A 26,699-nucleotide genomic window follows, 5' to 3' on the forward strand; every position below is an offset into this window, starting at 1 on the left:
CGCTGGTGCGGACGCTGCGGACGCTGGACGGCTGTAGCGTCCGCAGTCTTCGACGTGTCCGGGCCGCTGGTGTGCGGCCCGGCCCGGCGGTGGTCCGGCTACGTCAGGTCTGGTCAGGCCCCGTTCTGCCCTGTCCGATGGGCGCCACGTCCGGCCAGAGTGAGCCTTGGTCGGGTGCGGACGCTGACGCGTCGTCGTCGGGTGCGCGGGACAGGATCAGTAGCTTGTGACGGGTCCGGTCCCGGCTACGCTGCGTGTCATCCACGGTGATCCCGATGGACCGCAGCAGCGGAGCCAGCCGCTTGACCCGCCCCCCGGCGCGAGTGGCGTCCTTGGGCCAGTTCGGCGGCCTCACCGGGCCCGGCGCGGGCAGCGCTTCGAGCAACTGCCCGGCCGTGCCCCGCCACGTGCCGCACTGGTCGACGAGAGCGGCGATGGCCAGGGCGAACGGGTCGCCTTCCAACGCATCCGTGGCGACGTTCGCCGACGTGGCGAGGTAGTCGTCCAGGGTGTTCCAGCCCTGGGTCTGGTCGACGGCCGCGAGCACGCGGGCGAAGTCGGCCATGCGCGGCATCGACTGAAGCCGCACGCCGGGGAGCACCGCGAGCGCGCACGCCAGCACATCGAACAGCGCCCCGAGCACCGCCGGGCGTACCGCCTCGAAGGTGGCATCCAGCTCTTCCTCGGAGCGGCGGCGGTGGGAGTCGATGAGCTGCAAGTCCAGCAACAGGACCCGTTCGGCCAGGTCTCCGGCGAGAGCTCCCGCGTCGATGGTGGTCATGGCCAGCACCCGTTTGAAGGTGAGGACCACAACGTCATCGTCGGTGTACAGGGCGCGGTCGACCACGCCGTCCCCGGTGACCGCCTTGCACAGGGTGTCCGACAGCCACGGTGGGATCGTGCTCACGTTGTCCAGGCACAGCGCCCATGAGCTGAACGCCTGCCGTGACCACGCCTTCTCGTCCCGCGGCTGACTGCGTTTGGCGGCCGGGGAGGGGTCGATGAGGTTGATGAACATCTGCGCGGCCTTGGACTTGCCCGTGCCCTGCTCTCCTTTGCACACGATGGCCGGGTGCGGGATGTCGGGAATCCACGCCGCCACCAGCCACGCCACCAGTTGACGGAACGCGGACTCGTCCATGTTCAGCAGCGCGTGCAGCTTGGCCAGACCGTCGCCGTCCAGCACCGGCTCAGGCATCGGGGCCATGGCGCCGGAGCGGCGGAAGAGCACCGGGGAGCGGTCGACAACCTGCCAGCCGAGACCCGAGACCACGACCGCGCGGCCGTCCGCCCTGCCGAGGTCGACCACGACCGCGCCGTCCGGGGCCCGCCCGACGCGCAGGTTCACCGGCACCGGGTCGTTGTCCTCCGCGATGCCTTCCAGCACGGTCATCGCGTCCGCGAGCGCGGACTGTGAGGCCACCTCACCCGGGTAGGCGTCCGCGAACCGTCGGGCCAGACGCTGCCGCAGTCCGGCCTTGCCCCGTAGCGGCACGGCGACGTTGGGGCCGTCCAGGGCGACCGCGTAGGGGCGGCCGTCGGTCGACATGACGAATCGGTACTCCTCGCGCGCCATGGCCACGATCCGCGCGGCGGCCGGCGGCTGCTTGCCGTCGCGTTGTACACCCTCGGGTACACCTGCACGGCCGCCCGGCCGACGGGTGTACACGTCCCCGCGCGCGGTGTTCACCCCACCGTCCGCGCTGTTCTCGGGGCTAGCCGATCCGTTCACCGGCCTCGCCCGGCCGTTCACGGGTCGGGGGGTTGCGTTCACCTGAGTGTTCACCTCGCTCACGCGGGCACCGCCTCTCCGGTCGGGCCCGCGCACACCCGCACCGGGCGGGGCGGGCGCAGGCAGTCGGGCCACACGGCCGACCGGCGGTCGGGGCGGTGCGGGGTCGATTCATGCAGGCAGGGGGTAGACCGTTCACCGGTCGGGGCGGCCGACTCGACGGCCGTGACGCCGGGTGTGACGGCCGGTGTGACGCACGTCGTCACGCTGATGAGCGCCTCACGGTGGGCGAGCGCGAGTCGGGCCAACACCGGCCAGTCGACCGGCCGGACGACCGGCGCGGTCGGGTCGGCCCACACCAGCAACACCAGGGCGAGCGAGAGCGGGAAGCGGTCGGCCTTGGCCTGGTTGCAGTCGACGCACGCCAGCACGAGCGAGGTGACCGACCACGACCACCACAGCGACTTCGGCGCAATGTGGTCGAGAGTGGCCTCATCCAGTGCAGCGAACGGCCGACGGCAGTAGGCGCAGCGCTGCCCGTGACGGCGCGCAAGCTGCTCCTTGCGCAGCCGCCGCCGGGCAGAACACAGCTTGTTGCGTCGGCTCATGCCGCCGTCTCCAGTGCGCCGACGGTGGCCGGGATGTCCCAGATGACCACGGCGTTGGCCCGCATGGTCGCCAAGGCTTTGCGCAGCACGGTGTAGGACTGGCTCGGAGTCAACCCCATGCGCTTTTGGACCGCGGTCATGGTCAGCCCGTCGACGAAGCGCAGCACGATCAACTCGCGTTCTACGTCCGTCAGCCCGGCCGTCAGGTCCAACAGGCTCAGACCGCTGATCACCATTTCTTCCGGACGCGACAGCTCATCCTCAGCCTCGAAATCCGGCAGCTGACCTTCCTCGTCCGCGCCCAACAGACGCTCACGCTTCGAGAAGGTCAAACGCGCCTTGCGGTAGTCCGCCAAGACCCAACGCGCCTGAACAGCGAGCCACTTGTAGGCGTTGTCCAGCTCGCTGAAGTCTTCCGGCATGCGTGTCAGCGCCTCACCGACCTTGATGAACGTCTCCATCATCAGGTCCTCAGCAAGGTGGAAGTCCTGACCCACCCGGCGGTAGAGGTACCCCCACACGAACCCGCGGTACTTGGCGAACAGGTCGCCCAACTGCTTGTTGTCCAGGGAGAACGTTTTGGGCTCCGGAATGCCCAGCGCTCCGGCCGTCGTCTCGTACACAGCCGTCAGCAGCTTCACGTAGACCGCACTCGGGGCACGCCGACCCAGCTCCCACGAAATCGCCAGAGCCTTCACCGACCCCGGGTGCGTACCAATCCGCACGTCCTGACGGTCCGCCTCGGCACACAGCCGCTCTACAAGCTTCCTCAGGCTCCAGCCCCGCTCCAAGCGCGCCGCACGCAGTAACGAGACCGACTCGCCCGTCCGTTCCACAGTGATTCCAGGCATGATTGATGTGCCCCTTCGAGGGTCAGGGAGCGGCTATCTGCTTGGCGGTAGGGAGCCGCTCCTTGCTTTGCCCTGACGTTGACCAGGGCCTTTCGGGGTTTCAGCGCACGCCGGACAGGCGGTCTCGGATCGAGCCATCCGACCGGCGGGCACATCCCTAAGGTTCCCTAGGGCACCCTAGGGTGTCAAGGGGTACAGTAGGCATGGCGTCCACTGAGACAAGGGAGCTACGGAGATGTCGGAGCAGGCCGACAATCGAGCGCCGTACGCGCAGATTGCCGCCCACTACACGGAGCTGATCACGTCCGGCGCACTACCGGCGGGCTCACTCCTGCCGAGCATCAAGAACCTCGCGCAGGAGTGGAAAGTCAGCACCGCGACCGCCGAAAAGGCGCTGCGGAAGCTGCGCACCGAAGGGTTGGTCAGGGGCATCCACGGCATCGGGACAGAGGTGCTGGATCGGCCCTCCCCCATGTCGTCCGGCTCCCAACGTCAGGACCGGGGCCGTCGCAGCGGGTCAAGCTGGGGGTCCGGCGAACGGTCCGACTCCCACCAAGCCGCCGTTGTGCCGGCGCCCGCAGACGTGGCGAGCGCGCTGGACATTGCGCCTGGTTCAGAGGTGATCAGGCGACGCCGGGTGTACCGCGACCGGCACGGGATCGTCGCGCACTCCACGTCATGGATCCCCGTGCGGTACGGGCGGCTGATCCCCCAGCTGATGAAGAGCGACCGCCTGACCGGTGGAACGTCGCTACAGCTCATCGCGCAGGCTACGGGCCGACCGATCACTCACCGGATCGACACCGCGTCGGCACGTCTCTTGACGCCTGAGGACGCGCGCCTCCTGGAACTGAACCCCGCGCAACCCCCAGCGGATCCCGTAGTAGTGATGACAGCAAAGTTCGTCGACATTGAGAGCAACGTGGTCGAGTACGGCGTTGACCTCGGGGGCCCCGGCCGTACGTGGCGCACGGAATCGGAAGTCACCCCGTGACGGCCGGTGGTCACGTGGCCCGACCGGCTTGTGTGCTCATGGCAGGACTGCCCGGCTCGGGGAAGACCACGCTTTCCCGCGCCCTCACAGCCCGCGGTTTCCTCCGACTCTGCCCCGACGAAGAGATGTTCCGACGACATGGCGTCTACGGGGTCGACTTTCCCCGCGGTGTCTTCCCGACCCTCGAACGCCCGGTCCTCGAAGAGACCGCCGTGGAGCTCCGCGAGCAACTGCGGGCCGGGCGTGACGTAGTGGTCGACCACGGCTTTTGGACGCCGGAGGACCGCGCTCACTGGCGGACGATCGCGACCGACGCGGGCGCAAGCACAGTGCTCGTCTACCTGGAAGCGAGCCACGAGGAACTGTGGGCCCGTGTCAGTCGGCGGAATGCACGCCATGAAGCCGACCCGAACTCGATCTACTTCGCCGAAAGCGATTTGCTCCGCTACCGCACCCGGTTCGTCCCGCCGGAGCCGGACGAACCGCACCTCGCGTACAACGGCGACCCCGAGTCGGTACTGAAGGCACTGAGCGAGGTTGCCCAGCAGAGCAAGGGATAGAAGGTGCGGCCTACGGCCGCGCGACCCTTGGCAGCTCGCTACGCTCGCGCGCGGCAATGCTCGGAATTCCCGACGATCGTCGCGCTCTTCCGGTGGCGCGGCGGCACATCGAAGAGGAGCACCCACGCGCGGCGCCGGGGTGCTCCTCTTCGGCGTTCCGGAGCACTCACCGTCCGCAGCGTCCGCACCCCTCCCCCTTCTAAGAGCCGCATTGACCTGCAAAGACATACTCTTAGTAGCGGAGAGTGACCGGACGCTGCGGACGCTAGCGGACGCTAAACAAATCGTTTAGCGTCCGCTAGGACAGTGCAGGTCAAAGGGGGTGCGTGTTGCCCGGCGGATGCTGCGGACGCTGTTTTTCTTAACTCTCTAGGAGAGAGGTGGGGGGAGGGCTCTTCAGAAGGGGCAGGAGGGCAGCACGAACGGCTGTCAGCCCCGCCTGAAGAGCTGTTGGGCCTTCCAAGCGAAGGGCTGATCGATTGCCCACGCCCCGTCCTGTGATCCCCCCTTGGAAGGCTCGAGCACACGCATGAGCCCGCAGCCGCGCACCACGCGCCCAACGGACGGGCGGCGGGCACGCGAGCGCAGCGAGCCCAGGGACGCGCGGCCGTAGGCCGCTCCTTTCCGCTTCTCCCCATCTGGCCAGCCGACGGCCCGGCGCTGAGGGCGCGCACCGAGGACGCCCTGCCGCGCCTTTGGCCGGGCCGTCTGTGGGCCGTCCGAGGGTGGCCGATCGCGACAGATGACGACAGGCGTCAACAGCGACAACCCTGCTCTCCAGCGGGGTGCGGCGCATCACCGCACCCCGCTGGACAAGCGATTCAATACCAGCGTTACTGAGCCGCGGAAGATCCACGCGCACGCCCCCATCCCGCCGCACGCGCCCTCTTGTTGACCCGCGCTTTGCCTGCCACTCTGAGAGTCCCCCCACTTGTGAATTTGTGAAATCGCGAACGAGCGGGCCATCCCGCCCGTGACCTGGCGTTTTCCAGTAGGAGGTGGCTCCATCCATGCTCGTCCGTGACGCCATGAGCACCGTGGTCCTCACCATCGGCCCCGCCCACACACTCCGACAGGCCGCCGCCCTGATGTCCGCCCGCCGGGTGGGCGCGGCCGTGGTCCTGGACCCCGACGGCACCGGCATCGGCATCCTCACCGAGCGGGACGTCCTCAACTCCGTCGGTGCCGGCCAGGACCCGGACACCGAGCGCGCCCACGCCCACACCACCACCGACGTCGTCTTCGCCACCCCGACCTGGACCCTGGAGGAGGCCGCCGTCGCCATGACCCACGGCGGTTTCCGCCATCTGATCGTCCTCGACCGGGGCGAGCCCACCGGCATCGTCTCGGTCCGCGACATCATCCGCTGCTGGGCACCCGAGCGGCAGCGGGACGCCCAGCACGTACCGGCGTAGTGATACGCGTGACGGGCAGGACCCCCGAGGGGAGTCCTGCCCGTCGGCCGGCGAGCGGTCCAGCGCTGGAATCAGCCGCGCAGGGCCTGGACCGCGGCCTCCAGCCGCTTGCCGAAGTCCTCGTCCGCCTGGCGGAAGTTGTTGATCGCGCGCTCGGCGATGTCGTCGCGCGTGACCCCGGAGATGGCGTTCGCCAGGTTGTTCACCAGGCGCTCCTTCTCGTCCTCGGCCATCAGCCGGTACAGGTTGCCCGCCTGCACGAAGTCGTTGTCCTCGGCGTGCACGGGCGTGACCGACTCACCGGTGACACCGCTGACCGGGATGGGCTGCCACGGCGCGCGGTCCGTCTGGAAGGGGCCGCCGAAGCTGTTCGGCTCGTAGTTCTTCGCGCCCTTGTGGCGGCCGTCGTACAGGTAGCCGTCACGGGCGTGGGTGCGCGCCTCGGTGGCGTGCGGGCGGTTCACCGGCAGGTGGTCGGCGTTGATGCCGACGCGGTAGCGGTGGGCGTCGCCGTACGCGAAGAGGCGGCCCTGGAGCATCTTGTCCGGGGAGGGACCGATGCCCGGCACGAAGTGGGCGGGGCTGAAGATCGACTGCTCGACCTCGGCGAAGATGTTCTCCGGGTTGCGGTTGAGCTCCAGCTTGCCGAACTCGATCAGCGGGTAGTCCGCGTGCGGCCAGACCTTGGTCAGGTCGAACGGGTTGAAGCGGTAGGTGGCCGCCTCGGCCGCCGGCATCACCTGGACGTAGACGGTCCAGGACGGGAAGTCGCCGCGCTCGATGGCCTCGCGCAGGTCCCGCTGGTGGGAGTCGGGGTCCTTGCCCGCGAGGATCTCGGCCTCCTCGGCGGTCAGGTTCTTGATGCCCTGGTCCGTCTTGAAGTGGTACTTGACCCAGAAGACCTCGCCGGCCTCGTTGTTCCACTGGTAGGTGTGCGAGCCGAAGCCGTCCATGTGGCGGTACGACGCCGGGATGCCGCGGTCGCCGAACAGCCAGGTCACCTGGTGCGTGGACTCGGGCGACAGACCCCAGAAGTCGAAGACGTTGTCCGCCTCCTGCGAGCCGGTGTACGGGTCGCGCTTCTGGGTGTGGATGAAGTCGGGGAACTTGATCGCGTCCCGGATGAAGAAGACCGGGGTGTTGTTGCCGACGAGGTCGTAGTTGCCCTCCTCGGTGTAGAACTTCAGCGCGAAACCGCGCGGGTCGCGCACGGCGTCCGCGGCACCGAGGTTGCCGGCCACCGTGGAGAAGCGCAGGAAGGTCTCCGTCTGCTTGCCGACCTCGGAGAGGAACTTGGCGCGCGTGTACTTCGTGACGTCGGCGGTCACCGTGAAGGTGCCGTACGCACCGGCACCGCGGGCGTGCACCACCCGCTCCGGGATGCGTTCACGATTGAAGTGGGCCAGCTTCTCCAGAAGGAGCTGGTCCTGGACGAGGACCGGGCCACCGACGCCCGCGGTCTCGCTGTTCTGGTTGTCGGCAACCGGAGCACCGGCCTCCGTAGTGAGCGGTCCCTGCGTCACGTACGCCTCCTGCGTCATATGCTGACCAAACCTGTCCCTTGGCTAAAGCCACGCTCGATCCTACAATGGACATTGTCTAAGTCAAGCAAGGCTCCAAAGTCACACCCGTTCGGGACCTGGTTCCCCCTGCTGTTAGGCTGGTGCCTATGAGTGACCTTCTGGAACGGCTGCGCGGACGTGGATGGCGGATGACCGCGCAGCGCCGTGTGGTGGCCGAGGTCCTCGACGGCGAACACGTCCATCTGACGGCCGACGAGGTGCACGCCAGGGCGGTCGCCAAGCTGCCCGAGATCTCCCGGGCGACCGTCTACAACACCCTGGGCGAGCTGGTCTCGCTCGGCGAGGTGCTCGAGGTCGCCACGGACAAGCGGGCCAAGCGCTACGACCCCAACGCCCACCGCCCCCACCACCACCTGGTGTGCGCGCAGTGCGGCGCGATCCGTGACGTCCACCCGACCGGCAACCCGCTGGCCGACCTCCCCGACACGGAGCGCTTCGGCTTCACGGTGTCCGACGTGGAAGTGACCTACCGCGGCGTCTGCCCGAACTGCGCGTCGGCCTAGGCGAACGGTCCCCGCGGCGCCGGTGCGCTCGGGGCAAACACCGAGGGCCGGAATCCGTTCGGATTCCGGCCCTCGGTTTCAGTAGCGGGGACAGGATTTGAACCTGCGACCTCTGGGTTATGAGCCCAGCGAGCTACCGAGCTGCTCCACCCCGCGTCGACAAACGAAACAGTACGTCACCCCAGACCACAGAAGCAAATCGCATAGCTGCCGGCAGCGCCACCGCCCCAGCTGCGGGCAATCGTGCCGCAGGGCGGCACGGGTGGGTGCTGGGGGTACCTCCCGCTCGAGCGGAGCCGAGAGTGGGGGAAGCACCCCGCAATCGCCGGGCTGCGCAACACCCCCGCCCGCACCTCACCCAGCCCGGCGCAGCGTCACGCCGACAGTTCCTCCCGCAACGCGTCCCGCAACCGCGTAGCCCGCTCCGTCACCGCCGCAGGCCCCAGCGCGGCCGCCCGATCCGCCCACCGCTGCCCCTCCGCCAGCTCCCCCCGCCGCGCATACACCAGCGCCAGCCGCAACGCCGCACGCCCGTGCCCCGCGTCCGCCGCCCGCGTCCACCACACCGCCGCCTCCGGCTCGCTCCCCTCCCGCGCCAGCAGCAGCCCCAGATTGAACGCCCCGTTGCGCGACCCGGCCTCCGCCGCCTCCCGGTACCACCGTGCCGCCTCGACGACGTCGCCCCGCGCCGCCGCGAGCATGCCGACCCGCACCTGCGCCCGCCGGTGCCCCTGCGAGGCCGCCCGCTCGTACCACTCCTCGCACTCGCTGCGCCGGTTCACCGGCTCCCCCAGCTCGTGCGCCGGCTCCGGCGGCCTGCGGGCGTCCAGCACCGTCGCCAGCCGGTACGCGGCCTCGGCGCTCCCGCCGCCCGCCGCACACCGCAGGAACCGCTCGGCCTCCCTCTCCTCGCCGTCCCGCAGCCGTGCCATGCCGACCTGGAGCGCCGCCTCCGTGTGCCCGGCCGCCGCCGCCCGCTCGTACCAGCGCAGCGCGGCGTCGTCCTCGCCCCGGCCGGCGTGCAGGATGCCGAGGTTGAACGCGGCGTCCACGCTGCCGGCCTCCGCGGCCTTGGAGAACCACGGCTCCGCGCCGGCCTCGTCGCCGGCCCGCAGCAGCAGGATCGCCAGCGCGTTCGCCGCCTCGCGGTGTCCGGCGTAGGCGGCCCGGCGGTACCACTGCTCGGCCGGGACCGTGCGGCCCTGGTCGGCGCAGAGCAGCCCGAGGTTGTAGGCGCCGTTGATGTCACCGGCGTCCATCGCGGCCCGGTACCAGCGCTCGGCGGTCTGGGTCTCGCCCCGCTCGGCGTGCAGCGCGCCCAGCGCGTTGGCGGCGTTGCCGTCGCCGTCCTGCGCGGCCCGCAGCCACCACACGGCGGCGTTCTCGGTGTCACCGGCGTCGCGCAGCAGGAAGCCGAGCGCACAGGCCGCCCGGGCCTCGCCGTCCTTGGCGGAGGTCAGGTACCAGCGGCCGGCCTCCTTGAGCTCACCGCGCTTCTCCAGGATCGCCCCGAGGTGCAGCGCGGCCCTGCGGTGCCCGCGCGCGGCGGCCTGCCGGTACCACTGCTCGGCCTCCTCCAGCAGCGGGGCGCCGTCCTCGTCCGCTTCCCGCGCGGCCTTGCGGTCCAGTGCGCGGGCCAGCCGGTAGGCCCCTTCCCGGTGCCCCCGCTCGGCGGCGGCCCGCATCCAGCGCTCGGTGCCGGCCGTGTCCCCCCGGTGTTCCAGCAGGTCGGCGAGGGCGTAGGCGCCGAGCGCGTGGCCCTGCTCGGCGGACTGGCGCAGCCAGTACTCGGCGGCGGGTTCGTCGCCGCGCTCGCGGTGGTGGCGGCCGAGGGCGTGGGCCGCGGCGGTGGAGCCGGCGACGGCGGCGATCCGCCACCAGCCGGCGGCCTCGTCGGGGTAGCCCCGCTGATGCAGCAGAACGCCGAGGTTGTTGGCGGCGGCGCGGTCGCCCGCGGCGGTGGCGGCACGCAGATGGGGTTCGGCTCCGTCGAGATCACCGCGGCGCAGCAGCATGGCGCCGAGGACGCTCATCGCCTCGACGTCGCCGGCCTCGGCCGCGAGTCGTTGGCGCAGCTCCTCCGCCGCCTCGTCGGCGGCCTCCCCGGCCTCGTCGCGAGAGTCCTCCCGGCGGGAGAACTGCGCAAAACGCCCTGTCTCGTACAGAGATGCCTTGTCCCCCATACCATCCATCGTCGCACCACCTGCAACCTGGGTACACCTGGTATACCGCAGTCAGTGAGGTCACTACAGCGTTTTGTCGACATGCCCACAGAGAGACAAGTCAAACACACACCCTCCAACTCCCGTCGGCGGCGCGACCGTCGACCGTCGAAGCACATGCGTTCGCACACCACAAAGGCCCGGACTCCGTGAGGAATCCGGGCCTTTGGCGTCGCCTAGTGCGCGACTTCAGTAGCGGGGACAGGATTTGAACCTGCGACCTCTGGGTTATGAGCCCAGCGAGCTACCGAGCTGCTCCACCCCGCGCCGTTGTGCTGCAACCGTAGCACGGCGCGGGGGGGGAGCCTCTGACCGGCCTGCTCGCTAACTGCTCGGACCGGCGTCGGGCTCGCGGCTGCTCTCCCCGCCGCCGGCGCCGCCCCCCCCTCCGTCCGACTGGGCCTCCTCAGCCTTGCGGAGCGCGTCCTCCAGGGCCTTCTGCGCCTTGCCGTAGGCCTCCCAGTCGTTGTTCTTCAGGGCTTCCTGGCCGTCCTCGAAGGCCTTCTGGGCGTCGTCCAGGGCCTCCTGGACCGTGGGGTTGTCGGCCGCGGGCGGTGGCTCGGTGCCCTCTTCCTCGCCGGTCCCCTCGTCCTCGCCGGCTCCCTCGTCCTCACCGGTCGGGGGTTCGACGGGCGTGCCCTCACCGGCGAAGACCTTGTCCAGCGCCTGCTCGAGGGTGTCCTTGAACGCCGTCTGGCCGCCGTAGGTCACCAGCACCTTCCGCAGCAGCGGGTACTTCAGTCCCCCACCGCGTACGTAGACCGGCTCCACGTAGAGCAGTCCTCCGTCGAGCGGTACGGCCAGGAGGTTGCCGTACTCGACCTCCGAGTCGCCGCCTCTCAGCAGCCTGATGGACTCGGCGATGTCCTGTTCGGAGTTGAACTGGCTCTGCACCTGTTTGGGTCCGGCGACGGTGGTGCTCGTCGGCAGCTTGAGCACTCTGATCTTGCCGTAGTCGTCGGTGCCCGGATCGGCGTTGACCGCCATGAACGCGCTGAGGTTGTCACGTCCGTTGGGGGTGAACGTCGTGGTGAGCGAGAAGACCTGATCCTGCTGGTCGGGCATCCGCATGCTCAGGTAGTACGGCGGCACCGCGTCGCCCGTCTTGTTCGTCGGGTCGTCCGGCACCTGCCAGACCTCGCTGCCGCTCAGGAACGTGTTGGCGTCCTCGACGTGGTAGCGGGTCAGCAGCTCGCGCTGCACCTTGAACAGGTCCTGCGGGTACCGCAGATGCGCCAGCAGGTCGTCCGAGATCTCGCTCTTGGGCTCCACCGTGTCGGGGAACGCCTTCATCCACGTCTTGAGGACGGGGTCCTGGGTGTCCCACTGGTAGAGCTTGACCTCGCCGCTGTAGGCGTCGACGGTCGCCTTCACCGAGTTGCGGATGTAGTTGACCTGGTTCTGCTGGGCCACCACCGCGCGCTGGTCGTTGGTGGCGGTCAGCGAGTCGGCGGTGGTGTCACCGAGGGTGGTCCGCGACGCGTACGGATAGCCGTTCGTCGTCGTGTAGGCGTCGACGATCCACTGGATCCGGCCGTCGACGACCGCCGGGTAGGCGTCGCCGTCGATGGTCAGCCAGGGGGCGATCGCCTCGACGCGCTCCTTGGGCGTGCGGTTGTACAGGATCCGCGAGCCCTCACCGATCGCGCCCGAGTACAGGATCTGCGGCTCGCTGAACGCGACCGCGTAGGCGGCCCGGTTGACCGGGTTGGCGAGGTTGACCCCGCTGTCGCCCTCGTAGCTGTACGTCTTCTCACCGCTGTCGTCGGAGTAGTCGATCTCCTTCTGGGGACCGCCGACGATCGAGTACGTGGTCGTCCGCTCGCCGTAGTAGACGCGCTGCTCGTACGAGCCGAGCTCGCCCTTGGACGGCAGGTCGGACTCGGTGAACTCCGGACGGCCGCCGGAACCCACGCTGGTGCCCTCCGCGGCGACGACACCGTAGCCGTGGGTGTAGCGGAAGTGGTCGTTGATCCAGTTCCGCTTGGGGATGCCGTTGAGGTTGAGCTCACGCAGACCGATGACCGTGTCCTGGTCCTCGCCGTCGCTGTTGTAGCGGTCGACGTCCAGGTTGGTCGGGAACGCGTAGTAGTTCCTGATCTGCTGGAGCTGCTGGAACGTCGGCGAGACGATGTTCGGGTCCATGATCCGGATGCTCGCCGTGTCGGTGACGTCGTCCCGCAGCCGGGTCTTGTCCTCGGTCTGGGCGGTGCCCGGGTACTCGGCGACGTCGGCGTCGTCGATGCCGTAGGCCTCACGCGTGGCCTTGAGGTTCTTCTCGACGTACGGCGCTTCCTTGGCCTGCTCGTTCGGCTGGACCTGGAACTTCTGCACGATCGCCGGGTAGAGGCCGCCGATGAGGATCGCCGACAGGACCATCAGGCCGAAGCCGATCACGGGCAACTGCCAGGTGCGCCGCCACAGCGTGGCGAAGAACAGCAGCGCGCAGATGACCGCGATGCAGAACAGGATCGTCTTGGCCGGCAGATAGGCGTTTGCGTCGACGTACCGCAGCCCCGTCCAGCTGTCCGTCGCCTTGAAGTCGCTGGACTTCACCGCGAGCCCGTACCGGTCGAGCCAGTAGGCGACCGCCTTCAGCGCGACGAACATCCCGAGGAGCACCGAGAGATGTCCGGTGGCCGCGGCCGTGGCGCGTGCGCCCGGGCTCGTGACGCGCAGCCCGCCGTAGAGGTAGTGGGTGAGCGCGGCGGCGATCAGCGCCAGGATCGTGGCGGCGAAGCCGAAGCCGAGCAGGAACCGGTACCAGGGCAGGTCGAAGGCGTAGAAGGAGACGTCGAGCTTGAACTGCGGGTCCTTCTGCCCGAAGGACACACCGTTGACCCACATCAGCCAGGTGCGCCACTGGCCCGACGCCGACGCACCCGCGATGAGGCCCACCAGGGCGGTGATGCCGAGCAGCAGCCACTTCTTGTACGGGGCGATGCCCATGCGGTACCGGTCGAGGTTCTGCTGCTCCATCGACATGGCACTCAGCGGCGGCCGCATCCGGTGGGCCAGCCAGATGTTGAAGCCGACCGCGAAGGCCATCAGCAGACCGAAGACGAAGAACAGCCCGATCTTGGTCCACAGGGTCGTCGTGAAGACCGACGAGTAGTTGACCGAGCGATACCACAGCCAGTCGGTCCAGAACCCCGCGAACATGGTGAACACCATGCCGAGGACGGCCAGGACGCCCAGTGTCATGAGCAGGGTCCGGACCCGCCGGGACGGGCGGCCCACTCTGATCCGTGGCCCCGTCGGGCCTCCGCCGCGGTCCGGCATCTGGAAAGCCAAGGTAGGCACCTCGAAAATCGCTGTTGATCCGTCGGGCCCGCGGTTTCACGGACCGTCGTGGCCCCCCGTGTTCGCGGGCCCACACCTATGCAACTTACTCACCCTTTACTCGGTTCCCGATTCCGGTGAGGAACGAGAGAGGATTGTGACCATGTCCAACACACCCATGGCCGCAAACCCGCTCACCCGGGCCGTGCTCGAGATCGACGAGTACGCCTCCGGACTCGGCTGGGACCAGCCCGCCCGACTTTTCGCCCTCGTGGACACCGCCCGGCTGCGCGCCGAGCAGCCCTCGCTCGCGGGCCGGCTCGGCCCGGACGCCGAGCAGGAGACCACCGCCTTCACCCCGATCGAGCAGGACAGCATTCCAACGGGCAAACCGCTGGACGAGTTCCTGGGCACCGTCGCCTGGCCCGAGGCGGTGGCCGGCTGCGCGCTGACCGTGGAGCGGCTGATGCTGCCGCCGTCCGCCGAGGCTCAGGTCCCCGAGGATCTGGACGAGGCCGCGCTGGCCACGTGGGTGGCCGAGCACCCGGAGCGTCAGGAGGTGCGGATGACGGTCGCGGTGCTGCGCGACGGCGCCCGCGAGTCCGCTCTGCGGCTGCGCGCGAAGGACTCGCCCACGGAGGTGCTCACCGGTTCCGATCTGGTTCCGGGGCTGGCGGAGGCGCTGACGGCGACGTTCGCGGAGTAGCGGTCCGGTCAGGACGTCGTGCACTTCGGCAGGTCGTCGGTGTCGCCGGAGCGGATGTCCGCCAGGGCGCCCAGGGCGTCGTCCATGGTGTCCACCTTCACCAGGGTGAGGCCGTCGGGGGTGTCCTCGGCGGCCGCCGCGCAGTTCTCGGCGGGGGTGAGGAAGTACGCGGCGCCCTTGTCGCGCGCGCCGACCGTCTTCATCTCGATGCCGCCGATCGGCCCGACCTCGCCGTTGTCGTCGATGGTGCCGGTGCCGGCGACGAAGGCGCCGCCGGTGAGGCTGCCGGGCGTGAGCTTGTCGTAGATGCCGAGGGCGAACATCAGACCCGCGCTGGGCCCGCCCACGTCGGCGAGCTTGATGTCGATGTCGAACGGGAAGGTGTGGTCCGTACCGGCGGAGATGCCGACTATGGCGCGCTCCTCGCCGGCGTCGTCGGAGGTCGCGGTGGTGATCGTGACCTTCTCGGTCTTCGTCGCCGTCCGGCCCTCCTTCTCGGCGGCGGCCTGTTCCCCGGCGGGCACGATGGTGAAGACGACGTCCTCGCCCGGCTTGTGCTCGGTCACCAGTTCGGCGACGTCGGCCGGCTCCTTCACCGTCTCGCCGTCCACGGCCTTGATCACGTCACCGGCGTGCAGCTTGCCCTCGGAGGGGGACCCCTTGACCACCGTGGAGACGATCACCCAGGACTTCACCGGGACGTCGAGCTCCTTCAGGGCCGCGACCTTGGCGCTCTCCTGGGACTGGCTGAACTCCTCGGCGTTCTCCTGGGTGGACTCCTCCTCCGTCTTGCCGTCGGGGTAGAGGGTCTCGTGCGGGACGACCTTGTTGTCGTGCGCGAGCCATCCGTAGACGGCCTCGACCAGGTTCATCCGGTAGTCGGCACTGGTGACCCGCACCGTGGTCATGTTGAGGTTGCCGTCCGTCGGGTAGGTCTTGTGCCCGGCGATCTGCAGCACCGGCTCGCCGTCGTGCTCGCCCAGCGTGTTCACCGTCGGCCCGGGCGACATCTCCGAGTACGGCACGGGGATGAAGACTCCCGCGCACAGGAGCGCGATCAGCATCAGGGTGGAGGCGAGCATCGTCGCGGTGCGGCGTGGCATGACTCGACAGTACGGGACGGCCCTGTCAGCGCACCGTCAGGGCCGCCCGGACGAGCGGCCCTGTCCGCGTCCTCCACCGTGACCTGCTGCCTCACCTGCTTCAGCGGTCCGAGCGCGGCTTCTCCATGGCCTCGCGGAAGCGGGCGTAACCGGTGAGTTCGGGTCCGTCGCCCCGCACCTTGCGGGTCCGGTTGGCCCAACTGCCCCACAGCCCCGCTCCGACAGCCGCCACAAGCGGAATCAGCAACCAGGCAAGCGCCGCCATGCCGACCTCCCAACCCCATGAGCGTCCGCAACACTGACTGATCAGCAGATTAACCATCCGCAGTGACAACGCTCACGTCAGGGGTGCGGTTACGCAACCGGAGCCCCGGCCCCGCTCAGCAGGCCCCGACCCGCCCGCCCGTCGCCCGACCACCGCCCCTCGACGACGGCGCTACGCGCCGACCCATTCATCGGTCCCATCAGTGAACCGCTGGTGCTTCCAGATCGGCACCTCGTGCTTGAGGTCGTCGATCAGCTTCCGGCAGGCCTCGAAGGCCTCACCCCGGTGCGGGCACGACACGCCGACGACCACGGCGAAGTCACCGATCCGCAGATCCCCCACGCGGTGGACGGCGGCGAGCGCCCGTACGGGGAACTCGGCGGCGACCTTCTCGGCGATGCGCCGCATCTCGTCCTCGGCGCTGGGGTGGCACGAATAGCCGAGCGCGTCGACGTCCGCGCCCCCGTCGTGGTTGCGCACGGTCCCGACGAACAGCGCCGTCCCGCCGGCCGCGTCGTCGCCCACCGCGCGGAGGACCTCGTCCACCGACAACGGCGTGTCGCGGATCCCGATCAGCTTGATCGGATCCTGTGCGGCCTGCTCACCCGGGTGATCGTGCGTGGATGCCATGCCCCCATCGTGCCCCACGGGCACGACAACACGGAATAGCCGCATCACCCGGCACACGCGCGTGCGCCCTCGGAGCCTCCCGCGGGAGCGGCGGCCCTAGATGCGCCGCCGTGCCTTGCGGGCCCGGCGTACCACGGCTGCCGCGCCCAGCAGGGCCACCGTCGCGCCCGCCGCACCCGCGGCCGTGGCGTCCTTGCGTCCCAGCCGGCGGCCGGCCACCGTGTGCCTGCCGGACACCTCCTCCAGCAGTTCCTCGAGGACCTCCTCGTTGGTGTGGGCGGGCCGCCACCCGGCGTCGTGCAGCCGGCTCCCGCTCACCACCCACGGGTACATCGTGTACGCCAGGTCCCCGGCCGGGGACGGGGTGAGCCCGATCCGGTGCAGGCGGGCCGCCGCGCCGAGCGCGACCGCCGAGGGCAGCTCCATCCGCCGGATGCCGCTGAGCTCCTCGACCTCCTCCTGCTCCAGCCACCCGTCGCAGCCGACGGCCAGCTCGCCGTCGACCTTCTCCAGCACGGCGTACTCCATGGCACTGCACAGGTCGTCGACGTGGCAGAACTGCCACGCGGGCCGTGATCCGGCCACCACCAGCAGCCGAGGCGACTCGAAGTACCTGGTCAGCGCCGTGTCGGTGCCGCCGACGAGGACGGCGGGGCGGACGACGGTGACGTTGAGGCCGGGATGCGCGCGCGGCGCGCGGCGGGCCAGTCGCTCGATCTCCAGGAGGTCGCCGACGCCGGTGGCCTCCGCCGTGGCGCGCAGTTCCGCGTCCTCGGACAGCGGCAGCTCGTTGTCGGGCAGCGCGCCGTAGACCATGGTCGAGGTGCACAGCACCACGCGGTGCACCCCGGCGGCCGCGGCGGCCGTCAGCACCGTCTGCGTGCCGCGCACGTTGTAGGCCGTTCGGGCGGCGCCGTCGGTCTCCAGATCGAGGTCGAGCGCGAGATGGACCACCACGTCGGCACCGCGCAGCTTCTCCGCGATGGCGGGATCCCGTACGTCCAGGATGTGCCAGCGTGCCCCGGCGCACTCGCCGCGCCGCTCGTCGAGGGCGATGACCTGCTTGATCTCCTCCGACGCGGCGAGCCGCGCGGTGAGCAGCGCACCGACGCCGGACGCGGCTCCGGTGACCGCTACGACGGGCCCGCGCGCCGCGGGGCTGGTTGAGTTGTTTCGCGCTGCGCGAACCTGCGGATCTGGGGAACTCACCGGGCGTCTCCAGCGGTTGTCTTCAGTACGAGCGCAAGCGACGCGTACGTACCAGGTGGCATCCATCCTGCCGCAGGCCTTCTGTCGGCGAAGCACCGAGGCCCGATCCGCTTCAGGTGTCTACGCTGGGTGGTGTTGTCGGGCAGCCGTGCCGCCGGAAAGAACCGGCGGCCCTACAAGCCGAGGAATCCCGTGAGTGACACCCCATTCGGATTCGGCCTTCCGCCGGAGGAGCCGGACGACGGCGACGAAGGCAAGAAGAAGGACCCGCAGAGCGGCGGTGGTCAGGGCCCGGCCAACCCGTTCGGTTTCGGCATGCCCGGAGCCGGAGGCTTTGGCGGCGGCCCCGACGCGGACAATCCGTTCGCCGCGATGTTCGGGTCGCTGAACCCCAACGACCTGGGGGCCGCGTTCCAGCAGCTCGGCCAGATGCTCTCCTACGAGGGCGGGCCGGTGAACTGGGACATGGCCAAGCAGATCGCCCGGCAGACCGTGTCGCAGGGCACGGCGGGCGGGTCGAAGGACGCGAGCGTCGGCCCGGCCGACCGCAAGGCCGTGGAGGACGCCGTCCGCCTGGCCGACCTGTGGCTGGACGACGCCACCTCGCTGCCCTCGGGCGCCAACTCCGCCGTGGCCTGGAGCCGCGCGGAGTGGGTCGAGGCCACCCTGCCGGCCTGGCGGGAGCTGGTCGACCCGGTCGCCGAGCGCGTCGGGAACGCGATGGGCGACGTCCTGCCGGAGGAGATGCAGGCCATGGCCGGCCCGCTGATCGGCATGATGCGCTCCATGGGCGGCGCCATGTTCGGCACGCAGATCGGGCAGGCCGTCGGTGTGCTCGCCGGTGAGGTCGTCGGTTCGTCCGACATCGGCCTGCCGCTGGGCCCGGCCCGCCGGGCCGCGCTGCTGCCGCTGAACATCGAGACCTTCGGCAAGGACCTGGGCGTCTCCCAGGAGGAGGTGCGGCTGTATCTCGCCCTGCGCGAGGCCGCCCACCAGCGCCTGTTCGCGCACGTCCCGTGGCTGCGCTCGCATCTCTTCGGCGCGGTCGACGGCTACGCGCGCGGCATCAAGGTCGACACCGGCAAGCTCGAGGACGTCGTCGGCCAGTTCGACCCGCAGAACCCCGAGCAGCTGCAGGAGGCTCTCCAGCAGGGCATGTTCCAGCCGGAGGACACGCCGGAGCAGAAGGCGGCCCTGGCCCGTCTGGAGACGGCGCTGGCCCTGGTCGAGGGCTGGGTGGACGCGGTGGTCCACGCGGCGGCCAAGCCCCGGCTGTCGTCGGCCGACGCACTGCGCGAGACGCTGCGCCGGCGCCGCGCCTCGGGCGGTCCGGCGGAGCAGACGTTCGCCACGCTGATCGGTCTGGAGCTGCGTCCGCGCCGGCTGCGCGACGCCTCGCGCCTGTGGGCCTCGCTCACCGACGCGCGCGGGGTCGACGGCCGGGACGCCCTGTGGGCGCACCCGGACATGCTGCCGACGGCCACCGATCTGGACGACCCCGACGGGTTCGTGCACCGCGAGCAGATCGACTTCTCCGAGCTGGACAAGATGCTCGGCGAGGCCGCCGACAAGCCCGACCTCCGGAAGAAGGACGACGGCGGGGACGAGAAGAAGGGCGACGGCGCGGAGTGAGCCTGCACGACGACGCGGTCCTCGTCCTCAAGGGGTTCGAGGGCCAGCCGGAGCTGCGTCAGGACTATCTGGAGCATCTCGCCGCCCATCCGGACGGGGTGTGGAAGGCCTGTACGGCCGGCCATGTCACGGCGAGCGCCCTGGTGATCGACCCGGAGCGCGGCCGGGTGCTGCTGACCCTGCACAGGAAGCTGCGGATGTGGCTCCAGATGGGCGGCCACTGCGAGCCCGGGGACGCCTCGCTCGCCGCCGCGGCCCTGCGGGAGGCGAGGGAGGAGTCGGGCATCGAGGACCTGACGCTGCTGCCGGGCGGCCCCGTGCGCCTCGACCGGCATCCGATCCCGCCGCCCTGTCACTGCCATTTCGACGTCCAGTACGCGGCCGTGGCCGCCCCGGACGCCGTGCACGCGATCAGCGACGAGTCCCTGGACCTGCGCTGGTTCCGCTACGACGAGGTCGAGGGCGTGGCCGACGAGTCGGTCCGCCGACTGGTCGGGGCGACCCGCACCAGGCTGGACGGCTGAGACACGTGTAAGGGGCGACACGCGTAAGGGGCGACCGCCGTGGCGGCCACCCCTTACTGCTGTTCCGGTACGCGGGTCAGTTCCAGACGTTGCCCTGGTTCTGGCCGCGGGCGCCCTGCTGTCCCATGCCGTACTGCGCGGCGAGGCCCGAGCCGATCTGGGCGTTCTGCGGCGGCAGCAGCTCGCTGGGCTGGACGAGCGCGAAGCCGCTGCCCATGAAGCTGAGCTCCCAGCCCTCACCGGTGCTGCCGCGGCGCCGCCACACCCCGGAGGAGTGGGTCTGCGCCTGCATCTGCACCCGCAGGGAGGTGGACCAGGCGACGATCGCGTCGGCGTCGCAGTTGACGTACTTGTCCGGCGTCACCTGCATCAGCAGCGGCATGCCGGAGGTCATCAGGGCGATCTTGCCGGTGCCGGTGATGTTGAGCTGGTACTTCCCCGAGCCGGAGATGCCGTACAGGCTGTCGACGGCGATGACCTCGTGGTGCAGCGAGGAGTCCATCGCGAGCACATAGCTGCTGTCGACCGTCAGCCCGTCGCCCTCCACCTCCATGATGTGGATGCGCTGGGCGAGGTTGGCGAGGTAGACGGTGCCCTGCCCGTGGCAGCGCATCAGGTCGAGGCCCTCACCGGTGCGCGCACGCGCGCGGGAGGCGCCGCTGCTCTGGAACTCGGCGTCGAACTCCACGAGTCCCTGGTAGGCGACCATGCTGCCCTTGCGGGCGAGGACGTCGTCGTGACCCTCGAGGCCGACGCGGAGCATCTGCTGGTTCTGCAGGCTCCAGCGGTCCTGGGTCTGCTGTTCGTTGAACGCGAAAAGCGGGCTCTGCATGATGTGGTTGCTCCCCCTCAGCCCCGGACCCGGAGACGGTCGGTGCTGTCCTCACTGGGCTGGACGACGACGATGCCCTGACCGGAGAAGGCCATCTGGAAGGCCTCGCCGCTGCCGCGGCCGATCAGCGACTGGGCGCGGAAGCTGCGCTTGCCCTTCACCTTGAGGTTCGGGGACCAGGCGACCAGGGCGTCCGGGTCGACGTACGTCTCGTCCTCTCCGCCGCCGCAGTCGACGACGATCGGCTTGCCGCGCGAGGTGAGCGCGACCCAGCCCTGTCCGCTGATCTTGGTGTTCCACATGCCCTGTCCGGCGAACTTCGCCAGGCCCTTCACCCGCTCCACGCCCCACGTGAGATGGGCGTCGAAGGCGAGCAGATTGGTGGCGTTGACGGAGATGCCGTCGCCGTTGAGGTTGATCACGACGACGTTGGCACCGTAGTCGGCGAGGTAGAGCAGGCCGTCGCCGGAGCACTTCATCAGGGGCGCGCCCTCACCGGTGAGCCAGTCCTTGGCGATCTGGCGGACGGCGGGCGGGTTGGGCTCGTACTGGACGAACCCTTCGTAGGCGACCATCGACCCCACGCGCGCGAGAAGGTCGTTGCCGGTCTGCATGGCGACCTTCAGCATATGGTTGCCGTGGTTCTCCATGCGGGCGGTGACGGGGGCGGGGGCGTAGCCCGCGAGTGGCTGGTTCATGACGGGCACTCCCTCAGATCTCGTACGGCTGGACGACGATGAAGTTGCCGGGTGCGCCCCGGAACTGGAGGTTGATGCTCTCCCCGGTGTCGCCGGGATAGGAGTTGCGGCGCATCCGCACCTGGCTGGAGACGACCACCTGGGACGCGGCCGACCAGGCGACCACGGCGTTGCAGTCGGCGAAGGTGGTGGGCGTGACCGGCAGCACCACGGGCGTGCCGTGGGTCTTCACCACGATCGTGCCGGTGCCCTGGAACTGCATCGTGAACAGCGCGCCGCCGGGGATGCCGTGCCCCTCGATGCGGCGGACCTCGTACTGCAGGCCCTCGTCGAAGGCGAGGACGTTCTCCGCGGAGACGCACACGGCGTCGCCCTGGAGCTCGATCGGGTGCAGCATCGTGGAGTCCTCGGCGAAGAACACCTGGCCCTGGCCGGTGCAGCGCATCAGCTGCATCTCCTGGCCGGTGGCGTTGCCCACGATGCGGCCGGAGAACCCGGCGCCCTTGTAGCTGAAGTCGACCTTGCCCTGGTAGAGCACCATGCTGCCCTGCCGGGCCAGCACGGGCGTCCCGCCGATGCTCAGGTCCGCGCGGACGAGCTTCTTGTTCTGCTGCGTCCAGCGCTGTCCGGTGGGCGTCTCCTTGAACTGCTGGAGCGCGCCCATGACGCCGGGGCTCTGCGGAGCGCCCTGGGGCATGCCCTGCGGAGCGCCCTGCGGAGCCGCCTGGGGAGCGCCGTAGGGGGCCTGCTGGTGGGGCACCTGTCCGGGCGGGGGCTGCTGGCCGTACCCCGGAGGCGGCGGGGGCTGCTGTCCGTAGCCGGGCGGCGGGGCGGGGGCCTGCGGCGCCTGCGGCTGCGCGTAGCCGGGCGGCGGGGCGGGCTGGCCGTACGGGGGCTGCTGGCCGGGGGGCGTGGGGGCGGGCGGCGGGGCGGGGAAGCCGCCGGGCGGCGTGCCCATGGGCGCGGCGATCGTCGGCGCGGAGTGCACCGGCGGCGCGGAGGGCGCGGGCGCGGGAGGCGGCGTGGCGCCGCCCGGAGGCGGGGCGAAGCCCTGGGCGGCGGGCTGCGGCGCGGGGGCCGGAGCGGGCGCGGGGGCCGGAGCGGGAGCCGGCGCGGGTGCGGGTGCGGGTGCGGGTGCGGGGCCTCCGGCCGGTGCTCCGAACGCGGGCGGCGCGGCGGCCTGGGCGGGCGGCGCGAAGCCGGGTGCGGCGCCGCCGGCGGCCGGCTGCTGCTGCGGCGCGGCCGGCTCTTCCTCGGCAACCTCACCGCCGAAGTTCTTCAGCAGCGCCTCGAGCCCGCCGTCGAAGCCCTGGCCGACGGCGGCGAAGCGCCACACGTCCTTGAAGTAGAAGTCGCCGAGCATCACGGCGCGCTCGGTGGAGAACTCCGCACCGCTGAACGGGTACCGGGCCACTTCCTCGCCGCCCGCGACGATACGGATGTATCCGGGGCCGACCTGGGACATCTGCCCGGCCCCGTCGATCGTCGCCGTGAAGGACAGCTTCTTGATCTGCTGCGGGATCCGGTCCAGCGTCACCCGGAACGACTCCGTGTCCCCCGCCTGCGCGCCCAGGAGCTGAATGGACTCCTCGGGAGACTTCGGCTGGTTGAAGAAGACGAAGTAGCGGTCGTCCGAAAGCCGTTCGTCGGCGTCCAGACCGAAGCAGCTGATGTCGAAGGTCAGCCCCGGGCCGGAGATCTGCACACCTACGTACAGATCCGTGCCCGCGGTGAGGTCACTGATCCTGGCCTTGTGGCCGCGTTGGAATTCCCTGGCCATGCGTACGACCGTCCCCCATCCCGAATGTGAGTGCGTCGCGCCAGGCTAACGGCAAACACCGACACCGAAGGAAGTCGGTACAGACCCGGTACACAACGCATGCACGGGCCTACGGTGCGCTCACACCCGGCGGCACTCACTCATCGCCCGCACCGGGCACATGCGGCAGCCGGCCGGCCGCGACGACACCTTCGAGAAAGCCGCGGGCCCGCTCCGTCCTGGGATACGCCTCCAGCAGCCGCCAGAAGCGGGGCCCGTGCCCGGGCACCAGCAGGTGCGCCAGCTCATGGCAGAGGACGTAGTCGACGACGTAGTCGGGCATGCCCTGCAACCGGTGCGACAGCCGGATGCTGCCCTCGGACGGGGTGCACGAGCCCCAGCGCGTGTTCTGGTTGGTCACCCAGCGCACGGTGGCGGGCACCGCCCGCCCGTCGAAGTACTGGTCCGACAGCCGCCGGGCACGCTCGGCCAGCTCCGTGTCCCCGAGCGCGCGTTTGCTCTCCTGGGCGGCCAGCTTGTCGAGCATGACGTTCACCCAGCGCTGCTCCTCCGCCTCGGACATCCGGGCGGGGATGAGCACCACGGTGCGATCGCCCTCGCGGTACGCGGAGACCGTTCTGCGTCGACGGGCGCTCCTGCGGACCTCGATCGCGCTCGCCCGTGAGCCGCTCGTCGGCTGGCTCGCGCTGCGCTGGGACGTTCCGGAGCGGTGCAGTGGGTCGGCGGGCACGCCCCGCACGGTACCCGCTGGGCACGGGGAAGTCTTGACCCCGGGACGGTTCCCTCCCGATCCCACCACCGTGCGCCGGATTTGTACGAAGAATTCGGTCACCTGTGGACAACTTTCGACGCCTCTCGGCCGTGTCCCGGCATGCTGGCGTGTGCCGGCCGGGGAACCACCGGGCCCCGCCGGCCACGGGGACGATCCATCAATTACGGGGGCCTGTCATGCATCCGATGGTCAAGCCCGCGCTCAGGCGCGGATGGCGTGATCTCAACACCGTGCAGTTCGGGATGACTCCCGCCCACGCGCTGACGCTGGGTCCGATGGACATGGCGACGGGCAGCTTCCTCGACCTGCTCGACGGCACCCGCGGCCTGGACCTCCTGCGCGAGGAGGGGCGACGCATGGATCTGCCCGACGGCCATGTCGACCTGCTCGTACGGCGGCTGTCGCGGGCCGGGCTGCTGGACGACTCCCGGGGCGGCGGACCGGCCGCCGACGCCCTGCGCGAGAAGCCCGAGGCCCTCGACCGGCTCCGTCCCGACCTGGCCTCCCTCGCCCTGACCACCTGTGAACCGGGGGATCCGCTGCGCCGGTTGGCGGCGCGTCGCGGCATGCGTGTGCAGGTGCGGGGCGCGGGCCGGGTCGGTGGGGTGCTCGCGGCGCTGCTGTCGGGGGCCGGAGTGGGTGACGTGGCGGTGCGTGACGTCGGGCGGGTCGAGCCGTGGGACGTCGCGCCGGGCGGGCTGCCCGCCGAGGCCGTCGGCGACCGCCGGGACGAGGCCGCCCGCGCGGCGGTGCGCCGGGCCGCACCCGGCCGGCCGCCCCGCCGCACCGTCCGGTCACCGCTCGAGGGAAGCGACCCCGGCTTCTCCCTGGTGGTCCTCGCCCCGCGGGACGACGTCGCCGTGTACGCACCCGATCCGGCGGCCGCCGAGAGCCTGCTGTCCTCGGGCACCCCGCATCTCCACGCGGGCGTGGTGGAGGGGACCGGTGTGGTCGGCCCGCTGGTGCTGCCCGGCGAAACCGGCTGTGCCGGATGTCTCCAGCAGGACCGCGCCGACCGGGACCCGACCTGGCCGCGGCTGATCGCCCAGTGGCGTTCCGGCAGGCAGCGCAGAGTGGGGGCCTGCGATCTGGCCCTGGCCACGACGGTCGCGGGACTGGCCGCCGCCCACGCGCTCGCCTTCCTGGACGGTGCGGTTCCGTCATCCGCGGGTGCACGCTGGGAGGTGTCCCTTCCTGGTCTGCACTGGCGTGCGCGGCCGGTGTGGCCGCATCCCGCCTGCTCGTGCGGGGCCGCCGGACGGGCGGCGGAGCCGCGCGAGGGAACGGGCCGGGAGAAAGGTAAGGGAGAACACACCCCCGGAGGCGGGGGATCGCACGAGACAATGACCGAGCAGGGGTCGTCGGAGACGGTGCGCCGCCAGGCGGACTCGGAGCGGCCGGCAGGTACTTGGAGGGCGCATGTCTGATCTTCCGCGCAAGGCGGTCACCCGGACCGCCAAGCTGGCCGCGCTCCCGCTCGGCTTCGCCGGGCGGGCGACGTGGGGACTCGGCAAGCGGATCGTGGGCGAGTCCGCGGAACTTGTCGGCCGCGAGCTTCAGCAGCGCACCGCAGAGCAGCTCTTCAAGGTGCTCGGCGAGCTCAAGGGCGGCGCGATGAAGTTCGGCCAGGCCCTGTCGGTCTTCGAGTCGGCTCTTCCGGAGGAGGTCGCGGGCCCCTATCGCGCGGCGCTGACCAAGCTCCAGGAGGCGGCCCCGCCGATGCCGACCCGCACCGTCCACGCGGTGCTCGAGGAGCGGCTGGGCGAAGACTGGCAGGAACTGTTCCTGGAGTTCGAGGACAAGCCCTCCGCGGCGGCCTCGATCGGCCAGGTGCACCGGGCGGTGTGGCACGACGGCCGCGAGGTGGCGGTCAAGGTGCAGTACCCGGGCGCCGGCGAGGCCCTGCTGTCCGACCTGAACCAGCTGAGCCGCTTCGCCCGTCTGCTGGGCCCGCTCGTCCCCGGCATGGACGTCAAGCCGCTGATCACGGAGCTGAAGGACCGTGTCTCGGAGGAGCTGGACTACGGGCTGGAGGCCCAGGCGCAGCGGGCCCACGCCGAGGAGTTCGGCGACGGCGACGTCGTGGTGCCGGACGTGGTCCACCAGTGCGACGAGGTGCTGATCACCGAGTGGATGGACGGCATCCCGCTGTCGGAGATCATCGCGGACGGCACCGAGGCGCAGCGCGACCGGGCCGGCCAGCTCCTGGCGCGCTTCCTGTTCTCCGGCCCCGCCCGCACCGGTCTGCTGCACGCCGATCCGCATCCGGGCAACTTCCGTCTGCTGCCCGGCGGTCCGCAGGGGGAGGACGACTGGCGGCTCGGCGTACTGGACTTCGGCACCGTCGACCGGCTGCCCGGCGGTCTGCCCGAGCCCATCGGCATGGCGCTGCGCATGACGCTGGACGGCGAGGCCGAGGCCGTCTACGACATGCTCTGTACGGAGGGGTTCGTCAAGGAGTCCATAGAGCTGGACCCCGACGCCGTCCTGGACTATCTCCTGCCGATCATCGAGCCGGCCCGGGCGGAGGAGTTCACCTTCAGCCGCGGCTGGATGCGCAGTCAGGCGGCCCGGATCGCCGACCCCCGCTCCCCCGCCTCCCAACTGGCCAAGCAGCTCAACCTTCCCCCGGCCTATCTGCTGATCCACCGGGTGACCCTGAGCACCATCGGTGTGCTCTGCCAGCTGGGGGCGACGGTGCGGCTGCGTCAGGAACTGGAGGAGTGGCTGCCGGCGTTCGTGCCGGAGGAGCCGACGGAGGAGGAATCGGCCGCGCAGGCCTGACGGGCACGGCCGCC

23 protein-coding genes and 2 tRNA genes are annotated in these 26,699 nt (G+C 70.5%); 9 read left to right on the forward strand and 16 right to left on the reverse strand.

Features of this window, described 5'->3' with window-relative positions; all coding sequences use genetic code 11:
• Positions 1-103: 103 nt before the first annotated feature.
• The 3 genes from AC5L3C_RS12135 to AC5L3C_RS12145 all read right to left on the reverse strand — a co-directional run bounded on the left by AC5L3C_RS12135 (position 104) and on the right by AC5L3C_RS12145 (position 3,191).
• Positions 104-1,690, reverse strand: a complete 1,587-nt coding sequence (locus AC5L3C_RS12135) for an AICE element replication initiation protein (protein WP_493649010.1) — start codon at positions 1,688-1,690, stop codon at positions 104-106.
• A gap of 101 nt (positions 1,691-1,791) precedes the next feature.
• The gene (locus AC5L3C_RS12140) at positions 1,792-2,340 is read right to left on the reverse strand and encodes an HNH endonuclease (protein WP_493649011.1); all 549 of its coding nucleotides are present in this window, start codon (positions 2,338-2,340) and stop codon (positions 1,792-1,794) included.
• Positions 2,337-3,191 carry an RNA polymerase sigma factor gene (locus AC5L3C_RS12145; RefSeq protein WP_493649012.1) on the reverse strand — a complete coding sequence of 285 codons (855 nt, stop codon included), beginning with the start codon at positions 3,189-3,191 and terminating at the stop codon, positions 2,337-2,339. Before AC5L3C_RS12145 ends, AC5L3C_RS12140 begins: the two co-directional genes overlap by 4 nt.
• Positions 3,192-3,426: 235 nt before the next feature.
• Here AC5L3C_RS12145 and AC5L3C_RS12150 point away from each other — a divergent pair, with 235 nt between their 5' ends.
• The 3 genes from AC5L3C_RS12150 (at position 3,427) to AC5L3C_RS12160 (ending at position 6,160) form a co-directional block, all read left to right on the forward strand.
• A complete protein-coding gene (locus AC5L3C_RS12150) occupies positions 3,427-4,185 on the forward strand; it encodes a GntR family transcriptional regulator (protein WP_493649013.1) in 759 nt (252 codons plus the stop codon).
• Between the two features lie 14 nt (positions 4,186-4,199).
• Positions 4,200-4,745: a P-loop nucleotide/nucleoside kinase family protein gene (locus tag AC5L3C_RS12155; RefSeq protein ID WP_493649014.1), complete on the forward strand. Its 546-nt coding sequence runs from the start codon at positions 4,200-4,202 to the stop codon at positions 4,743-4,745.
• Positions 4,746-5,755: 1,010 nt separating this feature from the next.
• Positions 5,756-6,160 carry a CBS domain-containing protein gene (locus AC5L3C_RS12160; RefSeq protein ID WP_493649015.1) on the forward strand — a complete coding sequence of 135 codons (405 nt, stop codon included), beginning with the start codon at positions 5,756-5,758 and terminating at the stop codon, positions 6,158-6,160.
• 71 nt (positions 6,161-6,231) lie between these two features.
• Here AC5L3C_RS12160 and AC5L3C_RS12165 read toward each other — a convergent pair whose 3' ends face one another.
• Positions 6,232-7,683: a catalase gene (locus AC5L3C_RS12165; protein ID WP_493649016.1), complete on the reverse strand. Its 1,452-nt coding sequence runs from the start codon at positions 7,681-7,683 to the stop codon at positions 6,232-6,234.
• A 146-nt stretch (positions 7,684-7,829) separates the two neighbouring features.
• Between AC5L3C_RS12165 and AC5L3C_RS12170 the strand changes: the two genes are divergently transcribed.
• The gene (locus tag AC5L3C_RS12170) at positions 7,830-8,246 is read left to right on the forward strand and encodes a Fur family transcriptional regulator (RefSeq protein WP_359599988.1); all 417 of its coding nucleotides are present in this window, start codon (positions 7,830-7,832) and stop codon (positions 8,244-8,246) included.
• An 82-nt stretch (positions 8,247-8,328) separates the two neighbouring features.
• On the opposite strand, the gene AC5L3C_RS12175 is transcribed toward AC5L3C_RS12170, so the two are convergent.
• From AC5L3C_RS12175 to AC5L3C_RS12190, 4 genes are all read right to left on the reverse strand, one after another.
• Positions 8,329-8,402, reverse strand: a tRNA-Met gene (locus AC5L3C_RS12175).
• Positions 8,403-8,620: 218 nt separating this feature from the next.
• Positions 8,621-10,438, reverse strand: a complete 1,818-nt coding sequence (locus tag AC5L3C_RS12180) for a tetratricopeptide repeat protein (protein ID WP_493649017.1) — start codon at positions 10,436-10,438, stop codon at positions 8,621-8,623.
• Positions 10,439-10,661: 223 nt separating this feature from the next.
• Positions 10,662-10,735 (reverse strand) — tRNA-Met (locus tag AC5L3C_RS12185).
• Between the two features lie 57 nt (positions 10,736-10,792).
• Positions 10,793-13,750: a UPF0182 family membrane protein gene (locus tag AC5L3C_RS12190; protein ID WP_493653837.1), complete on the reverse strand. Its 2,958-nt coding sequence runs from the start codon at positions 13,748-13,750 to the stop codon at positions 10,793-10,795.
• Positions 13,751-13,913: 163 nt separating this feature from the next.
• Here AC5L3C_RS12190 and AC5L3C_RS12195 point away from each other — a divergent pair, with 163 nt between their 5' ends.
• The gene (locus AC5L3C_RS12195) at positions 13,914-14,456 is read left to right on the forward strand and encodes a PPA1309 family protein (RefSeq protein WP_493649018.1); all 543 of its coding nucleotides are present in this window, start codon (positions 13,914-13,916) and stop codon (positions 14,454-14,456) included.
• An 8-nt stretch (positions 14,457-14,464) separates the two neighbouring features.
• Here the strand turns inward: AC5L3C_RS12195 and AC5L3C_RS12200 are convergent, their stop codons facing one another.
• The 4 genes from AC5L3C_RS12200 to AC5L3C_RS12215 form a co-directional block, all read right to left on the reverse strand.
• Positions 14,465-15,559: a YlbL family protein gene (locus tag AC5L3C_RS12200; RefSeq protein ID WP_493649019.1), complete on the reverse strand. Its 1,095-nt coding sequence runs from the start codon at positions 15,557-15,559 to the stop codon at positions 14,465-14,467.
• A 100-nt stretch (positions 15,560-15,659) separates the two neighbouring features.
• Entirely contained in the window at positions 15,660-15,791 is a 132-nt protein-coding gene (locus tag AC5L3C_RS12205; RefSeq protein WP_260604944.1) for a hypothetical protein, read from the reverse strand.
• A gap of 204 nt (positions 15,792-15,995) precedes the next feature.
• Positions 15,996-16,454, reverse strand: coding sequence for a molybdenum cofactor biosynthesis protein MoaE (locus AC5L3C_RS12210; protein ID WP_493649020.1), 459 nt, complete (start codon positions 16,452-16,454; stop codon positions 15,996-15,998).
• Between the two features lie 96 nt (positions 16,455-16,550).
• Positions 16,551-17,663 carry an SDR family oxidoreductase gene (locus AC5L3C_RS12215; protein WP_493649021.1) on the reverse strand — a complete coding sequence of 371 codons (1,113 nt, stop codon included), beginning with the start codon at positions 17,661-17,663 and terminating at the stop codon, positions 16,551-16,553.
• 192 nt (positions 17,664-17,855) lie between these two features.
• On the opposite strand from AC5L3C_RS12215, the gene AC5L3C_RS12220 reads away from it, so the two are divergent.
• Together AC5L3C_RS12220 and AC5L3C_RS12225 are read left to right on the forward strand one after the other, a co-directional pair.
• Positions 17,856-19,295 carry a zinc-dependent metalloprotease gene (locus AC5L3C_RS12220; RefSeq protein WP_493649022.1) on the forward strand — a complete coding sequence of 480 codons (1,440 nt, stop codon included), beginning with the start codon at positions 17,856-17,858 and terminating at the stop codon, positions 19,293-19,295.
• Positions 19,292-19,819, forward strand: coding sequence for an NUDIX hydrolase (locus AC5L3C_RS12225; protein ID WP_493649023.1), 528 nt, complete (start codon positions 19,292-19,294; stop codon positions 19,817-19,819). The genes AC5L3C_RS12220 and AC5L3C_RS12225 overlap by 4 nt, the downstream gene beginning before the upstream one ends.
• A 76-nt stretch (positions 19,820-19,895) precedes the next feature.
• Here AC5L3C_RS12225 and AC5L3C_RS12230 read toward each other — a convergent pair whose 3' ends face one another.
• From AC5L3C_RS12230 to AC5L3C_RS12245, 4 genes are all read right to left on the reverse strand, one after another.
• Positions 19,896-20,651 (reverse strand): AIM24 family protein, encoded by a 756-nt coding sequence (locus AC5L3C_RS12230; protein WP_493649024.1) that lies wholly within the window; start codon positions 20,649-20,651, stop codon positions 19,896-19,898.
• A gap of 17 nt (positions 20,652-20,668) precedes the next feature.
• Positions 20,669-21,349: an AIM24 family protein gene (locus tag AC5L3C_RS12235; protein ID WP_493649025.1), complete on the reverse strand. Its 681-nt coding sequence runs from the start codon at positions 21,347-21,349 to the stop codon at positions 20,669-20,671.
• Between the two features lie 13 nt (positions 21,350-21,362).
• Entirely contained in the window at positions 21,363-23,129 is a 1,767-nt protein-coding gene (locus AC5L3C_RS12240; RefSeq protein ID WP_493649026.1) for a TerD family protein, read from the reverse strand.
• A 136-nt stretch (positions 23,130-23,265) separates the two neighbouring features.
• The gene (locus AC5L3C_RS12245) at positions 23,266-23,859 is read right to left on the reverse strand and encodes a M48 metallopeptidase family protein (RefSeq protein ID WP_493649027.1); all 594 of its coding nucleotides are present in this window, start codon (positions 23,857-23,859) and stop codon (positions 23,266-23,268) included.
• A 218-nt stretch (positions 23,860-24,077) separates the two neighbouring features.
• Between AC5L3C_RS12245 and AC5L3C_RS12250 the strand changes: the two genes are divergently transcribed.
• Both AC5L3C_RS12250 and AC5L3C_RS12255 read left to right on the forward strand, forming a co-directional pair.
• Positions 24,078-25,328, forward strand: a complete 1,251-nt coding sequence (locus AC5L3C_RS12250) for a TOMM precursor leader peptide-binding protein (protein WP_493649028.1) — start codon at positions 24,078-24,080, stop codon at positions 25,326-25,328.
• Positions 25,321-26,685, forward strand: a complete 1,365-nt coding sequence (locus tag AC5L3C_RS12255) for an ABC1 kinase family protein (RefSeq protein WP_493649029.1) — start codon at positions 25,321-25,323, stop codon at positions 26,683-26,685. Before AC5L3C_RS12250 ends, AC5L3C_RS12255 begins: the two co-directional genes overlap by 8 nt.
• Positions 26,686-26,699: the final 14 nt, after the last annotated feature.

Source organism: Streptomyces speibonae, assembly GCF_984686075.1.

Excerpts from the sequence above, each read along its gene's own strand:
- AC5L3C_RS12190 (WP_493653837.1), bottom strand. The coding sequence starts at position 13,750 with ATGCCGGACCGCGGCGGAGGCCCGACGGGGCCACGGATCAGAGTGGGC.
- AC5L3C_RS12230 (WP_493649024.1), bottom strand. The coding sequence starts at position 20,651 with ATGCAGAGCCCGCTTTTCGCGTTCAACGAACAGCAGACCCAGGACCGC.
- AC5L3C_RS12160 (WP_493649015.1), top strand. The coding sequence starts at position 5,756 with ATGCTCGTCCGTGACGCCATGAGCACCGTGGTCCTCACCATCGGCCCC.
- AC5L3C_RS12180 (WP_493649017.1), bottom strand. The coding sequence starts at position 10,438 with ATGGATGGTATGGGGGACAAGGCATCTCTGTACGAGACAGGGCGTTTT.
- AC5L3C_RS12145 (WP_493649012.1), bottom strand. The coding sequence starts at position 3,191 with ATGCCTGGAATCACTGTGGAACGGACGGGCGAGTCGGTCTCGTTACTG.
- AC5L3C_RS12195 (WP_493649018.1), top strand. The coding sequence starts at position 13,914 with ATGTCCAACACACCCATGGCCGCAAACCCGCTCACCCGGGCCGTGCTC.
- AC5L3C_RS12150 (WP_493649013.1), top strand. The coding sequence starts at position 3,427 with ATGTCGGAGCAGGCCGACAATCGAGCGCCGTACGCGCAGATTGCCGCC.
- AC5L3C_RS12140 (WP_493649011.1), bottom strand. The coding sequence starts at position 2,340 with ATGAGCCGACGCAACAAGCTGTGTTCTGCCCGGCGGCGGCTGCGCAAG.
- AC5L3C_RS12235 (WP_493649025.1), bottom strand. The coding sequence starts at position 21,349 with ATGAACCAGCCACTCGCGGGCTACGCCCCCGCCCCCGTCACCGCCCGC.
- AC5L3C_RS12240 (WP_493649026.1), bottom strand. The coding sequence starts at position 23,129 with ATGGCCAGGGAATTCCAACGCGGCCACAAGGCCAGGATCAGTGACCTC.
- AC5L3C_RS12170 (WP_359599988.1), top strand. The coding sequence starts at position 7,830 with ATGAGTGACCTTCTGGAACGGCTGCGCGGACGTGGATGGCGGATGACC.
- AC5L3C_RS12255 (WP_493649029.1), top strand. The coding sequence starts at position 25,321 with ATGTCTGATCTTCCGCGCAAGGCGGTCACCCGGACCGCCAAGCTGGCC.
- AC5L3C_RS12210 (WP_493649020.1), bottom strand. The coding sequence starts at position 16,454 with ATGGCATCCACGCACGATCACCCGGGTGAGCAGGCCGCACAGGATCCG.
- AC5L3C_RS12200 (WP_493649019.1), bottom strand. The coding sequence starts at position 15,559 with ATGCCACGCCGCACCGCGACGATGCTCGCCTCCACCCTGATGCTGATC.
- AC5L3C_RS12250 (WP_493649028.1), top strand. The coding sequence starts at position 24,078 with ATGCATCCGATGGTCAAGCCCGCGCTCAGGCGCGGATGGCGTGATCTC.